This window comes from Armatimonadota bacterium (assembly GCA_020354555.1).
Taxonomy (GTDB): Bacteria; Armatimonadota; Hebobacteria.
On sequence record CP070648.1, the window covers coordinates 4,615,979 to 4,629,719 of the forward strand.

A 13,741-nucleotide genomic window follows, 5' to 3' on the forward strand; every position below is an offset into this window, starting at 1 on the left:
CCATCGCCCCAATATAAGAACACTTGTTTGCATTATACCACGTTTCCCTGGGATGTCAACAGGTCGAGGGAAATAGTCCAGAACGGCTAACGGCTACCGGAAATCCGGCGAAGACCCCCCCACGCGATCCCTGGCACAGTCACGGGCCAGCATCCGCAACCGCGCTCTTCGCGCAGCTGACAGACCGCACATCTCCCCCCAACCAGTGCGCGCGGCACGCCGCGGAGTGCCGCCCTAACCCTCAAAACCTCCGCGTCGTTTGCGCTTCCCAGTAGGTTTCGTTGCGCTCGTTGATGCGCATGCCGAGCGACAGCGTCGGCAGCACCTGGTACGCCAACCGGAAATCCCACGCCTCGCGAGTGCTGGAGACGCTGCGCAGATACGTCGCGTACAACTTCTCGAAAACGTAGCCCCCCAACCGCACCTTCAGCGGTTCATACTGGCTGTACTCGACGCCGAGTTCCTCCAACCCCAGCGCCTGCGCCGTCTCGCGCTGAAGCGGGGACAGCAGCGCCGCGCCCAGCCCCGTCGTCAGCAGCGCCCGGGCCTGCGCACTTGCCTCTGGGGCCCCCGGCCCGACCGGCAACCCGGTGATCATCGCCCACAGACTCTCTTCGTCAATCGCGGGCGTCGAGCGCAGCTCAATTCGAGGCTCGACATTCGGATCCGTCAGCGGCCCCGACATGGTGAGGTACACGCGGTAGCCGCGCACATTGCTTTCGGCATCGAGCCTGATGTAGGCGCGCACGTCGGCGACTGCGGGCATCCCCGGCGCGGGCACTCGCGGCGGAGCAACGGTCGCCTCCATCGAGGCGTAGGTGACGCGGAAGCTGGCGCCGGGGAGATCCACGACTCCGCGCCTGCTCTCCGCGATGATGCTCGCCGACGGCGCCCCAAGGCGGCCGCCGATATGTCCCGTGCCCGACACCTCCATTGATATGCTCGACGTGCGCAGGCGCAGCGATGGCCCGAGGACAATGTCTATGTCCAGTCGCGGGTTGAACGGCGGCGCCTCGATCAACGGGCGCACCTCCGGTTGCCGCGGTATCCCGAGCTGCCCGGACGCGACCGCAACTTGCCCGCTCAGCACGGGCGGCGCCCCCTCTTGCCCCGCGCTGGCGAGCTTCAGGAGCACGTCTACCTCGCCCTTGAAGGCGGTCCCGGCATCAACATCCAGCCCTTGTCCGGAGACGCTGAAATCGGACCGACTCGACATGATTTGCGACGGGTCGAGTGACACCAGTGACGCTTCGCCGCTCGCCCTGAAGGCGCCCTCGCCAACCGAACCGGTCAGTTGCTCGAGAGCGATCCGCCGCCCCGCAAACTGAATCGTGCTCTCGAGATTCGTGACCTCCATTTCCCGGCCGCGTGGACGCACCGTGCCGCCGCTGACGATGATGGCGCGTCTCAGTTCGGGCTCTTCGATCGAGCCTCCCAGCTCGACGCCTCCGTCCAGTGACCCGGATACCGAGCCGATGCCCGGAACCAGTTCCGCCAGCAGCGCGAGATCCTGATCGGTCACGTCCAGTGCGACGGATAGGGGCCCCTGTCGATCTATCCCGATTGGCTCCCACGACACAGGTATCGCCGCCGACGCGTGCAGGACGTGAGGCCCGACTGCGACGTTGATCTGCTCTGCCACAAGCGAGTTGCCACTCACCTCGAACCGCGGCACCTGGAGGTTGTCAACGCTCACGCCACCCGCGGACAACCGGGCAACCTCCATCGAGCCGACGACCTCGGGGTGCTCCAACGTGCCCGCGACCGACAGAGACACGTCCGCGGAGCCACCCACTTCCTGCGGCAAGTCCAGCCAGGGGTCGAACAGCTTGGCATGGAGGTTATACGCATCCACCTCCAGCGACAGTGGGCCGTCGAGGTCTATCGTCCCCGTCGCCGTGGCGTACGCATCGCCCTGGCGCGCTTCGAAGCTCCGCACAGCAACGACCCGCCCCTCGACTCCAACCGACGCCGTCGCGTCGGGAAGCGGGGCTCCTGCCAGCGACGCATTGGTCGTTTGTAGCTTCACCTCGCCGGCGAGATCCGGCCACGTGCCCGCGAACTCGGCCTGCGCACTGAGCCTCCCGCGCACCGGCGACGGCGTCCTCGCCGCGGCGTGCGCCGCGTTCCACATCGCCGAATCCTCCGCGAACTGCTCGCCGATCGCCTGTATCGCGCGCCGCAGCCTGGCAAGCCGCGCCTCGTCCACGTCTGCTGTTACGTGCACCGCCTCGGCGTCCCAGTCCGTCGAACCTTTGAGAGAGAAATGCCCAGCGCCTTGCGCGAAGGCGAAGCGGAACTCGTGCCGCTGCGTCTCCGGCGCGTACGCCGCCTCAAGGGCGATGTCAGTGAACTCTTCTCCGTTAACGCTGACCTGTTCCGACTGCGCGTCGAGGGTTATCTGCGGCTGCTCGAGCGTGCCGTTGATCTCACCGCGCGCGGTCAGCCGTCCGGCGACATCGAGCGGCGGGACCTCCACCGACTCAGGCGGCCTGATGCCGGCGAGCTGCACGTCGGCGGCGAACGCCAGTTGCAGGTCACCCTCCAGTGATACCTGCCCCGATGTCGTCACGGTGGAATCGGCGACCTGAGCGGTTGCCCCCGCGATGCGGACCGTGTCGTCGGACAACTCGAATTGTCCCTCAGCGCTGTCAAGCACCCAGCCGTTCCATACCGGGCGGCGCACGACAACCTGGCCGCTCGCCGTGGGCGCGCCGATCGTGCCGCCGATCTTCACGGTTGCCTCAACATCACCGTCGAGATCGGCGGCGATGCCCGCCATGTCGAGGAGATCCGTGAGGTGGGCGTATCCGACGTTGACGGTGGCGGCAATCGCGATGTCCTCGCGCTGCGGGCGGTCAAGCCCTTCCAGCGAGCCCGAGACAACGTACCTCGCGCCCTCCTGGTATACCAGTGCGTTCTCAACCTGAACCGAGGTGCGTGACGCTGCTACCGCGCCGCTCAGAAAGGCAATCGCCTGGCGCTCGAACTCCGGGGATTCGAACTCGAAGTCTATCACCTGGAAGCTGCCTGATATCGTGGGTTCGTCAATCGTGCCCGAGAGCGCTCCCGCAAAATAGCCAACACCGCCGAGCTGCTGATCCTCCATGCCGGCGGCGCGCGCCGCGGCCGCCAAGTCAACACCGCTCGCGCGAATCTCAAGGCTCAGCGCTCGGTCGGCGGCCACGCTGCCCTGCACCACCGCGGAACCGGCCGGCGATTCGACTCGGCCGGAGGCGATGCGTACGTCGCCGCCATTCACTTCCACCACCCCCGACGCCGACGAGAAGGCCAGATCGCCAAACGTGCCGTCGCGCGCCTCGAAGCTCCCGCCGATGCGCAGGCCGTCCTCGTCATAGGTGCCGGCAACGCGCGCTGCGGCGGTCCCCGTCGTCGGCCGCGGGCTCTCGACTTCGGCCGCGGCCAGTGCGCTCTTGACGCTCAACTCGCTGCCCGCAGCCTCGAACGCGATCTCCACCTGGTCTGCGCCGGGCCTGATCCATACGTCCCCCGTGATTCCCCCCCCGATCGCGTCGAGCCTCAGGCCGTGGAGCCATACCGTGCCGTCGCGGTACAGGGCTTGAGCGGATAAATCGCTCGCCGTAATGCTTCTGAATCGCCCTTGCTCAACGCGCAGCGTTCCCTCGACGACGGGATGCTCAAGGCTCCCGCGGACGGCGACTTCGGCGTGACCGCCTTGAGCCGCCAGTTCCGCGGGCAGCTTCAACTTGGCCAGGCGTGCAACGCCATCGGTAGTGAGTCCGTCCGCCTTCACGCGGAGATCGAGCTGCGGCTGCTTGAATCCGGCGATGAGCCCCGAGGCGCTGAACGGCATCCCTCCCGCGGCGCCGTTGAGGTCGAGCAGCCGAACCTGGTCAGGGGCGATCATCGCGGAGCCGTTAAGCGCGCGCAACGGAACCCCGATCTGCGCAACCGTCACCGCGCCGTCCCGCACCTGCGTCCGCGCGAGGTAGTCGAACGATGTGCGACCGTCCACTTCACGCACGGCCCCGCTCAACTCGATATCGGCGGTGCCCGCGAGCATGCGAATGCCCGACAGGGCAAGCTGCCGATCCCACTGCGCGAGGCCCGCGCCGACGATTCGGATATTGAGCGCCGTGCCCGCGGCTCCCGAAGCCCCCGTCACCTCGACGCTTTCCGCAACGCCCTCGCCGACCGCCGCGCGCACACGAAAAGCCATGCCTTGCTCCGGGTGCGGCGTGACTCGACCGCTCACGTCGGCAAGAGCGATCGACAGCGGTCGCTTGATGGCCGCTGGTGGCGACTCATCCTCGAAGACCACCGCGCTGTCGGCGATGTTGATGATTCCCGTGAAACGCGCGACCGGCGGCACCCGCGGCTTGAGCAGGGGAGCGATGTTCCACTTCCCCGTGCGGTCGCGTGCGAGCCTCAGGCGCGCTCCGGTGACGTCGACCCGGTCAATCGCCGCGGCTCCCTGCTTGCCGACAACCAGGTCGCGCAACCGGTAGCGCACCGCCACGCGCCGGGCCTGCAGCAGCGCGCCCTGCTGCAGGCGCTCGCCGTCGGCGATGCGGAGGTCGTGCAGCACCGCCCCGCGCGCCAGTCCGCCCGTGATGCGCCCGACGCGCACCTCCCGCTCCAGCGCCTGGGAGAGTTGACTCTCGATGACCGGCACGAGGTAGGAGGTGAGGTGTTCCCGCCACAGGGCCGCCGCCCCCGCACCAATGATGATGAGAAGGGGAATGAGGATGAGCAGTATCTTCGAGATTCGCCGCATGCTTTGGCTAGTCGGACGGCGGGCGTTAGTGGCCGGCGCGATACGAGCTGCGCACGAACGGGCCGGCCTTCACATCGTCGAAGCCCATCGCCTTTGCTTCTTCCTCGAGCGCCGCGAATTCCTGCGGCTCGATGTACCGTGCGACAGGGAGGTGGCGACGCGTCGGCTGCAAGTACTGGCCGAGCGTCAGGATGCCGACACGCGCCTCCCTGAGGTCGCGCATCACCTCGCGCGCTTCGTCCAACTCCTCGCCGAGACCGAGCATCGCGCCGCTCTTCGTCCGCAGTCCCGCGTTCGCGGCCGAACGCAGCAGCGCCAACGAGCGCTGGTAGTCCGCGCCGGGTCGCACCTCGGGGTAGAGCCGAGGCACGGTCTCCACATTGTGACCGACAACATCCGGCCTCGCCGCGATCACCTGTCGCAGTGCCGCCTCATCGCCCGCGAAATCGGGCACCAGCGTCTCCACGCGTGCGGACGGCAGAGCGTCGCGTAGGGCGGCTACGGTCGCGGCGAATTGGCTGGCCCCGCCGTCCGCCAGATCATCACGTGTCACGGAGGTGACCACAACGTAATCCAGGCCCAACTCGCGAGCCGCGGCGGCAATGCGCTCCGCCTCCTCCGCGTCGGGCGGCCGCGGCCGGCCATGCCCCACCGCGCAGTACGTGCACCCGCGGGTGCAGACTTCCCCCAGAATGAGGAACGTCGCCGTGCCTGCGGCAAAGCATTCACCGACATTCGGGCAACGCGCCTGCTCGCAGATCGTTGACACGCCGCAGCGGCGCAAGACCGGCGTCATGCGCTCCAGAGCCGGCCCCTTGCGGTGGCGCGGTACCAGCCAGGGAGGAAGATGTGTTGACATGGACATCGTGTTCGGAACGATCGCCGCGACGGGCTGCAGCACCACACGTCGCCGCCTTGGGGTCACTTCATGCAGTATAGGAACGCCCATGCGGCCCTGTCAAGCCACAACACACCGCACGCTTCGCCGCAACCAGGCTGCTTTGTCGCGAGCGGGCGCGTCAGGCCGAGTTGAGCTGGCGCAAGTGCGCTCCCGGCAGGCTCAAGGCGAGCCACGGCGCGTGGGCCCCGCGTCAGCGCCACCGCGGCCCGGTGCAAGGCAAGGTGTTGCGACGGATCGAGGGGAATCGGAGTCCCAACTGCGGCAGGAAAGCGACACGCCTGCAGCGCGGAGGTGGGTGGTGACGATTGATCAATCCATACTGATTGTGCCTGTCTTGCTGCTTCTCGCTGTGCCTTGCGCAAGCGGCGAACAGAACCCTCTGGCCACACTCCGGCCCGGTCACCCGCGCCTGCTCGCGAGCGACGACGACATCCGACGGTTGCGCGCGGTTATCGCATCCGATGCCACGGCGCGCGAATGGCACGACTACCTGCGCACCCGCGCGGATGAGATGCTCGGCGAACCGCCGGTCGAGTACAAGCTGATCGGCCCTCGCCTGCTCCACGTCAGCCGCGAGGCGCTGCGGCGCATCGCCACGCTCGCGCTGATCTACCGCCTCGACGGAGAACGCGCCCACGCCGACCGGGCCATCCGCGAGATGATGACTATCTGCGCGTTCAAGGACTGGCATCCTTTCCACTTCCTCGACACCGCCGAGATGACGCACGCCGCCGCCGTCGGCTACGACTGGCTCTACGATTCGCTCACGCCGGAACAGCGCGCGACAATCACACAGGCCATCGTTGACAAGGGCCTCAAACCGGCCCTTGATCGGTACGAGCGCAGCGTCGGTTGGACCACCGGCACGCACAACTGGACCCAGGTCTGCAATGGCGGCATCGGCATCGGCGCGCTCGCCATCGCGGACGAAGAGCCTGAACTCGCGGCGGCCATCCTCAACTTCATCCCGCCGTCACTCCGCAAATCGCTCGACGAATACTCGCCCGATGGCGCGTGGGGCGAAGGGCCGGGCTACTGGGGCTATGGCAGCCGCTACAGCGCCTATCTCCTCGCCGCGCTGGACAGTGCACTGGGCGCCGATTTCGGGCTGTCCGATCACCCCGGCCTCGCCCTCGCCGGAGACTTTCGGGTCTACTCCTGCGGGCCGACATACCGAACGTTCAACTTCGCCGACGCGAGCGAACGCGTGGGCGGCGCGTCACAGATGTTCTGGTTCGCGCGCCGCTACCGCAAGCCGCTCTACTCGTGGTTCGAACGGCAGGTTCCGGCCTCCCCGGATCCGTGGGCGCTGCTGTGGTATGACGCCGAGGGAGACTTCCCGCCGGACCTGCCCCTGGACAAGCTCTTCCGCGGCGTCGAGGTCGCCTTCCTGCGCAGCGCGTGGGCCGATCCGAACGCCGTTTTCATCGGCTTCAAGGGCGGTCAGAACCCGTACAATCACGGCCATCTCGACCTCGGCACCTTCGTCCTCGATGCGCTCGGACAGCGCTGGGCGACGGAGCTCGGTGCGGACGATTACAACTTGCCCGGGTATTTCTTCGAGCCCCAGCGTTGGACGTACTATCGCAACGCCACCGCGGGTCAGAACACGCTGATGCTCAACGGCGAAAACCAGGCGCTGCCCGCGAAGGCGCCGATGATCGCGTTCCACTCGGCGCCGCAGCGCGCGTTCGCCGTCGCCGACTTATCGACCGCGTACCCGATGACGAAGAAGGTATGGCGGGGCGTTACCCTACTCGATCGCAAGCACGTGCTGATTCAGGACGATATCGAGACCGGGGAGGCCGTTGACGTCGAATGGGCGATGCACACGCCGGCGGCGGTGTCTCTTGACGGAGCGACTGCGACGCTCACCCAAGGCGAGGCGTCGCTGACCGCGCGCGTCCTTTCGCCAAACACAGCCGAGTTCGCCATCGCCTCCGCCGACCCGGGCCCGCCGCAGAAGCGCAACGAGGGGATCACGAAGCTTGTGGTGCGCCTGCCGGGCGTATCGGGCGAGGCGCGCCTCGCCATCCTGCTCACGCCTGAGGCAGCGGTGCGCGCACCTGCATTGACGCCATTGGCCGAGTGGGTTAAGCTCGCGGGGCAAGAGTAGGGAGCCAGTGGCGACTGGGGGCAGGCCTGCGAATCTGGCACGGGTCAGAGACGGCTGAGTGCGCCAGGGCTCACGCGGCTAGGCTCAACGTCGATTATGAACATGACTACCCGCGAGCCGCCGCCCATATGTCCCGAAGAAGTCGCGGCCGTCGTGGACCGGCGGGTGCCGGTTGTGCTTCAGCACCTGCAGGAAAACCCGCTCGCGTTTCAGACCGAAGCAATGCACCTCACGTCGCCGACCGTGCTCCTGAGTCAGTACGCCGATCCGCACTCACAGTATCACGGCGACACGGAACTGCTCGCGGCGGCGTGGCGCGAGATCGATCACGTCCTAGGGCAGCGCCAGCCTCAGTTCAGCGCCTACGACACCGCGTTCCAAATGTGGGCGCTCTTCGACTGCTACCGGGCCGCGGAAAGCGTGCTACCAGCATCACAGCTTGCCCGGTTGCGGGAGCTGTTCAGACCCCTTGGCGAGTTGCTGCTGGCCAAGCGCTGGGACTTCGATTCCGACAGCAAGATCAACGTCGCGCTGCTCCAGGCGGTGGGGCTGGGGGTCGCGGGCTGGGCGCTGGACGACGAGCGCATGCGCGGCGAGTCGCGGGCGCGCGCAGAGGCCATTCTCGCCGAACGCTGCGATGAGAACGGCGTTCCCAGCGAAGTCTCCCTGACGTACTCGCCGCAGATGGTGCGGTGGGCCGCGCAGGCCTGTGAGGTCGAGCACCGTCCCCAGTTGTTGCGCCTCATTGCCGGTGTTTCCCGAATCCTTCCCATGTTCATTTACGAGCCGACGCTGGAATTGATGGGGCCGGACTGCCGCGAGCTGTGGAAGGCGGTGTGCCGGTACACGATGGATCAGTGGGTGGTCGGCCTCAGAGTTGCCGCGGCGCTGCTGTCCGACGGGTCCAGCGAATGGCTCGCGCGGGCGCTATTCCGGAAGTGGGAGCGGGACGAGGAGGTGCGCAGCGAGACGTACACTCCGCGCGGCCCGCGCTACATTGGGTGCAAGCGCCATGAGGTGGGCTGGGCCTTTGAGATGGATGCGGTTCAGTACGCTATCGGCACGGCGGAGGCACTGTGTGCCGTGAAACGATGGCTGCGGCAGGAGGTTGCGGCGAGCAGGCCAGCCGTACCATATGAGTACCGTTCGTCACGCCTCTTCATACGTCGCTATGAGAGCGGCTCGGACGTTGCTGCCGTCGGCAACCTTGTCAGCCCTCTGAGCTACTTCACACCATCGGTTGCGTTGCAGGGCCTCGAACTCTGGACCGATGACGAGTTCTTCTGGTGGGACTTCATGGAATTCCTGCCGACAATGGTCTCGGATGATGTGCTCGCGTGCCGTCAGGCACCCTACTCGGCAGCGACTCGCAAGAAGCGGGGCATCCCGGCCTCGGACCGGATTGTCTTCGGCGCAGCCAAAGATGGAGATCAACTGCTCGGCGTGCTCAGCATCAACTGCCGTCAAGAGCTGGTGCCGGGGATTGTGAAGTGGGCCGGCCTGCTGCTGCTTTCGCACAGAGACGGCGAGCTATTCTTCGGGCGCGGGGAGAGCATCGAGCGAGGGCGCGTCCTCGACGAGCAGACGGATTGCGACTGGTTCCTCTACCCATGCGGCGAGGGCCGGCGCTTCGGCTTCGGCATCATCGAACTCAAGACTACCGGTCGGTCAGACCGCCTTAGTAACTACAGCGGTGACTGGTGCGTGCTGGGTCTTTCCGAGAGCGCGCAGCCGCTCCAGGGACTCCGGGCATTCGCTGTCCTCGCTATCGGCCCTTGGGAAGGCTCGCCTGAGAGCTACGCGAAGTGGCTGAAGGAGTGGCACGCGGAAGCGTCGCGCGACCGGTGCATTCTCACGGCGCCGGATGGCCGCATCATAGAACTGCCCTTTCCGGCACTCGCGTGACAGTGGACACGGGTAGAACGAGACCAGATGGGCGTATGCTCCGCGGCTAAGCCCGCGCATTCACGTAATCAAGCAGTTGCTGATGCAGCGTCGGGTTGCCGGCGGCGATGAGCGATCTCACGGATCCGGTTCCCCCTGTCAGAACCGGCGTGGAATCGAGCGACTCGCCGTAGGCATCGGTCACGACGCAGCCCGCCTCGCGCGCGACGAGCACAGCGGCGGCGATGTCGTACGGGCACAGCCCCATGACCGCCCCGCGCCCGGCGGCGGCGAACGCGGCGCGCGTCTCGGGCCGGTCGCGGTAGATGCGGTTGGCGATGTCGAGCGCGGCGTCGAGCTGCCCGGTCACCAGCCGCGTCAGCGAGAACGCGATGCTGTTGCAGGTGTGGAAGCCGCCGGTGAGTGACGTCTGATCCACCAGCTCGCCCATCACGTCGAACAGCGGCCGCGCGGGCCTGCCCACAATGCCCAGGCTCCAGGCGATGTGATGGATGTCGGTCTGGGTGGACAGCCGCGGCCGCAAGCTGCGGCTTCCCTCGCGCCAGCCTGCGCCGCATCCCCGCTCGGCGGAGAAGACGCGGCGCCCGACGATCTCAGCAAGACACGCATGGGTTACATCGCCGAGGGTCAACGCCTCCGGCTTCGCGAGCGGCGCGCCGCACACCGCCGCCACCGACACCATGCACCCCTCGAAACCGGACCGCGCATTGCGCGTCCCGTCAATGGGGTCAACGACGAGCACCGCTTCCGGTTCACCCGAGCCCATGGACACCAGGCCGCGATCCTCGGAGTAGTAGAGCAGCGAGCGCCCCGACCGCCGCAGGAGCGCCTCCAGGCGGCGCTCGGCGACGCGATCCACCTCGAACGTCGCATCGCCCGCGGCGGCGGTGCCGACAATGCCGCGCCCGCGCAGCCCGATCACCCACGGCCGCACGGTCCTCCGGATGCTTACCGCGATATGTTCAAGAAAGGCACGCATGGTCAACCAGCCCTGAGCGCAAAGACCACCGACATCACCCGCAGCGCTGCACCGCCCGGCTGAGGCACGTGCGTCTGCGGATGCAGTTCTCTCTTTCAGAACGATCCGCGTTCATCCCCGTTCATCTGCGGCACAATCCTTACCCCCGCGCCAGCGACGCGATGGCGTCGGCCATGTAGTCGAGATCATCCTGCGTCAGCCGCGGATGGATAGGCAGCGTAATCAGCCGCTCAAAGGCGGCCTCCGCAATCGGGCATTCGCCCTCGGCGTGACCGCGCCTGCGATACGCGGTCGTCCAGTTGAGCGGGATGTAATGCGTTCCCGCCTTGACCCCGTGTTCGTGCAGCAGCCTGCGCATCAACTCCGTCTTGCCCATGCCGAACACGTCCGCCTCAACCAGCGCGAGGTAGAGATGAAAGACGTGCTTGACCTCCGGCGCGACATACGGCGGCGTTATGCCGTCTACCTCGCCAAGACGCGCGGACAGGTGCCGCGCATTGGCGATGCGCCGCGCGTTGAGATCGTCGAGCTTGCGCAGTTGAATCCGCCCGACCGCGGCCTGCATGTCCGTCATCCGCACGTTGTAGCCCGCGTCGTCGAACTCCTGCCACCATAAGCGCTCGTCGCGCGGGACTTTGGTCTCGTCAATCGGCAGGTACTTGAGGCTCCCGCCGAACACGCGGCAGCAGTGGGAGCGATACGACGCGACGCGCTCCGCGAGCGCATCGTCGTTCGTCGTGACCATGCCCCCCTCGCCGAGAGTTGACATGTTCTTCTGCTCGTGGAAGCTGAAGCACGCGATGTGTCCGAGGCCGCCCGCCTTGCGCCCCTTGCACTCGCCGCCGGGTACGTGCGCGGCATCCTCGACAATGGCCAGGCCGTGCTCGTCGGCGAGAGCCATGAACCCATCCATGTCGGCGCACTGGCCGTAGAGGTGCACGGGCACGATCGCCTTGGTGCGCGGCGATACCTTCTCCGCCGCCGCCCGCGGGTCGAGATTCAGCGTCCGCGGGTCAACGTCCGCGAACACGACGGTGGCCCCGCGCGTCGCGGCTGCGTTTGCGGTGGCGACCCATGTCAAAGGCGTGGTGATGACCTCGTCCCCCGGCTCGACGCCGATGGCGGTGAGCGCCATCTCGAGCGCGGCCGTGCCGTTGGTGACCGCCAGCGCGTGCTTGACCCCGATATACTCCGCGAACTCGCGCTGGAAGGCCGCCACCTCGGGGCCGGCGGTCGGCGCGTCGCACGCGAGCACATCCAGCACGGCCTGCGCTTCCTCGAGGCCGTAGATGCTGCCGAAGCGCGTCTGCAAGTCGCGAACAATCCCAGGTTTCTTCTCTGTCATCCCATCACATCCGACCGCCACGTGTGTGGCGGCACTGCCTTCACGACGTCTCTATTCCCCGCCGAGTCGTGCAATCCATGTTTCCGCCGAACGTAGAGAGGCATCGGCGGCTACTCCGCGACCTGCCCCATCACCCGCGCCAGGCCATCGTCCGGCTCGAGCAGCCGCGTGCGCAGCAGCGCGCGGGCGCGGTCGGTGTTGAACGAGACGTCCTTCGGTCGCGGCGCACGGCCGGGGATGGCCTCCGCCCGCCGGTCCTCCACCAACGCGGCGTCCGCTCCAAGCCGCCGCGCGATCTTCACCGCGAATTCATGACGGCTGATGCGCTCGCGCGGCCCGAGGTGCAGCACTCCGGTCGTGTCCATGCCTGCCAGTTCGACCAGCGCATCCGCGCACGTCAGTGCGTCAATCGGGGTGCGAAACTCGTCCGCGGGTTGGTTGGTCGGCTCTCCGGCGCGCAGCTGCTCCTCCACCCTGGTCAGGAACGACGCACCGCCGGTGCGCGGGTAACCGTACGCCATCGAGATGCGCGTGATCAGCGCCGCGGGGCAAAGCACGCGCGCGGCATGCTCCGCCGCGACCTTGGTGCGGCCGTAGACGTTGAGGGGATTCGGCGGGTCGTCCTCGACGTAGCGTCCTGCCTGCCCGTCGAAGACCGTGCTGGTGGAGATGAGAATCAGTCGCGCCCCGATCTGCGCGGCGGCACGAGCAGTATTCGCCGTGCCGGACGCATTTACCCGCCACGCGAGGTCGGGGTTGCGCTCGCTCTCGTCCACGTCGCCGATGGCAGCGCAGTGGATGATTGCGGCGGGGAGCGTCTCGCCGATGACTGCGGCGACCGCGCCCCCGTCGGCGATATCCATCTCGCGAAACTCGACATCCCCAACCGGCGCGGCCTCACGCCGGTCGGCGTTGATGACGCGCCAGCCCGCCGCCGCCCCCGCGGCGAGCACGTGGCCGCCGATAAACCCCGAACCCCCGGTCACCAATAACGCTGCGCTCAAGCCTTGTTCTCCTCTTCAACCGATCGCTCCGCGGTCGCACTGGGGCGCATGCTACCTCGCCCTGCCCGTGACCGCTCGTTGCCTGCGCCGCCGCGATCGCTGCCACAGCGGCTCGGACAACTGGGATTCCCACGCGGCGAGCGATTTCGCCAGGCTCGCGACGACGCCGGGCTCGCGCTCGGCGCGGTCGTCGGTTTCGCCGATATCCTCGGTCAGGTTGTACAACCGGGGTGGCTGATCTGTCGGGGCAATCAGCTTCCACTCGCCTCGGCGCACCGCGCGCGGTGCGCCGAACCGCCAGAAGAGAACATCGTGCGGCGGCTGCGACTTCTCGCCCGTGATGTGCGGAATCAGGTTCACGCCGTCTATCGCGCGCCCGCCGCGCAGTGCGCCTCCGCCGGCAGCCGCTGCTGTGGGCAGTATATCAAGCGCTGTCACGGGGTGGCCGTACGTGCGTCCCCCGCGCACCCGCCGCGGCCATTGAAGGATGAACGGCACCCGGATCCCCCCTTCGAGCACCGTGCCTTTCACGCCGCTCAGGGGCGCATTGCTCGAAGCGTTGCCCGAGGACGGCCCGCCGTTGTCGCTGAGGAACAGGACCAACGTATCCCGGTACAGCCCGGCGTTCTTCAACTCGCGGATTACCGCGCCGACGCCGTCGTCCATCGCGCTGAGCATTGCCGCGTAGGTGCGCCGCTTGCTGTCGGCGATTGCGGGGAATCGGTCGAGGTA

8 protein-coding genes are annotated in these 13,741 nt (G+C 67.3%); 2 read left to right on the forward strand and 6 right to left on the reverse strand.

Annotation, left to right across the window (positions count from 1 at the left end; translation table 11 throughout):
• Window positions 1-241: 241 nt before the first annotated feature.
• Together JSV65_18960 and lipA are read right to left on the reverse strand one after the other, a co-directional pair.
• A complete protein-coding gene (locus tag JSV65_18960; protein UCH34573.1) occupies window positions 242-4,759 on the reverse strand; it encodes a translocation/assembly module TamB domain-containing protein in 4,518 nt (1,505 codons plus the stop codon).
• A 25-nt stretch (window positions 4,760-4,784) separates the two neighbouring features.
• The gene (lipA, locus tag JSV65_18965) at window positions 4,785-5,708 is read right to left on the reverse strand and encodes a lipoyl synthase (GenBank protein ID UCH34574.1); all 924 of its coding nucleotides are present in this window, start codon (window positions 5,706-5,708) and stop codon (window positions 4,785-4,787) included.
• A gap of 250 nt (window positions 5,709-5,958) precedes the next feature.
• Between lipA and JSV65_18970 the strand changes: the two genes are divergently transcribed.
• A complete protein-coding gene (locus tag JSV65_18970) occupies window positions 5,959-7,776 on the forward strand; it encodes a heparinase II/III family protein (GenBank protein ID UCH34575.1) in 1,818 nt (605 codons plus the stop codon).
• A 102-nt stretch (window positions 7,777-7,878) separates the two neighbouring features.
• Window positions 7,879-9,681: a hypothetical protein gene (locus JSV65_18975; protein UCH34576.1), complete on the forward strand. Its 1,803-nt coding sequence runs from the start codon at window positions 7,879-7,881 to the stop codon at window positions 9,679-9,681.
• Between the two features lie 46 nt (window positions 9,682-9,727).
• Here JSV65_18975 and JSV65_18980 read toward each other — a convergent pair whose 3' ends face one another.
• From JSV65_18980 to JSV65_18995, 4 genes are all read right to left on the reverse strand, one after another.
• The gene (locus tag JSV65_18980) at window positions 9,728-10,660 is read right to left on the reverse strand and encodes a hypothetical protein (protein ID UCH34577.1); all 933 of its coding nucleotides are present in this window, start codon (window positions 10,658-10,660) and stop codon (window positions 9,728-9,730) included.
• A 139-nt stretch (window positions 10,661-10,799) separates the two neighbouring features.
• On the reverse strand, window positions 10,800-12,005 hold the full coding sequence (locus JSV65_18985; GenBank protein ID UCH34578.1) for a DegT/DnrJ/EryC1/StrS family aminotransferase: 1,206 nt from the start codon (window positions 12,003-12,005) through the stop codon (window positions 10,800-10,802).
• A 110-nt stretch (window positions 12,006-12,115) separates the two neighbouring features.
• Window positions 12,116-13,009 carry an SDR family oxidoreductase gene (locus tag JSV65_18990; protein ID UCH34579.1) on the reverse strand — a complete coding sequence of 298 codons (894 nt, stop codon included), beginning with the start codon at window positions 13,007-13,009 and terminating at the stop codon, window positions 12,116-12,118.
• 51 nt (window positions 13,010-13,060) lie between these two features.
• Window positions 13,061-13,741: sulfatase-like hydrolase/transferase (locus tag JSV65_18995; GenBank protein UCH34580.1), on the reverse strand; the 681-nt coding region annotated here is incomplete at its 5' end.

What these genes read in the sequence shown, in the direction of transcription:
- lipA (UCH34574.1), bottom strand. Translation starts at nt 5,708, where the DNA reads ATGGGCGTTCCTATACTGCATGAAGTGACCCCAAGGCGGCGACGTGTG.
- JSV65_18975 (UCH34576.1), top strand. Translation starts at nt 7,879, where the DNA reads ATGACTACCCGCGAGCCGCCGCCCATATGTCCCGAAGAAGTCGCGGCC.
- JSV65_18985 (UCH34578.1), bottom strand. Translation starts at nt 12,005, where the DNA reads ATGACAGAGAAGAAACCTGGGATTGTTCGCGACTTGCAGACGCGCTTC.
- JSV65_18980 (UCH34577.1), bottom strand. Translation starts at nt 10,660, where the DNA reads ATGCGTGCCTTTCTTGAACATATCGCGGTAAGCATCCGGAGGACCGTG.
- JSV65_18960 (UCH34573.1), bottom strand. Translation starts at nt 4,759, where the DNA reads ATGCGGCGAATCTCGAAGATACTGCTCATCCTCATTCCCCTTCTCATC.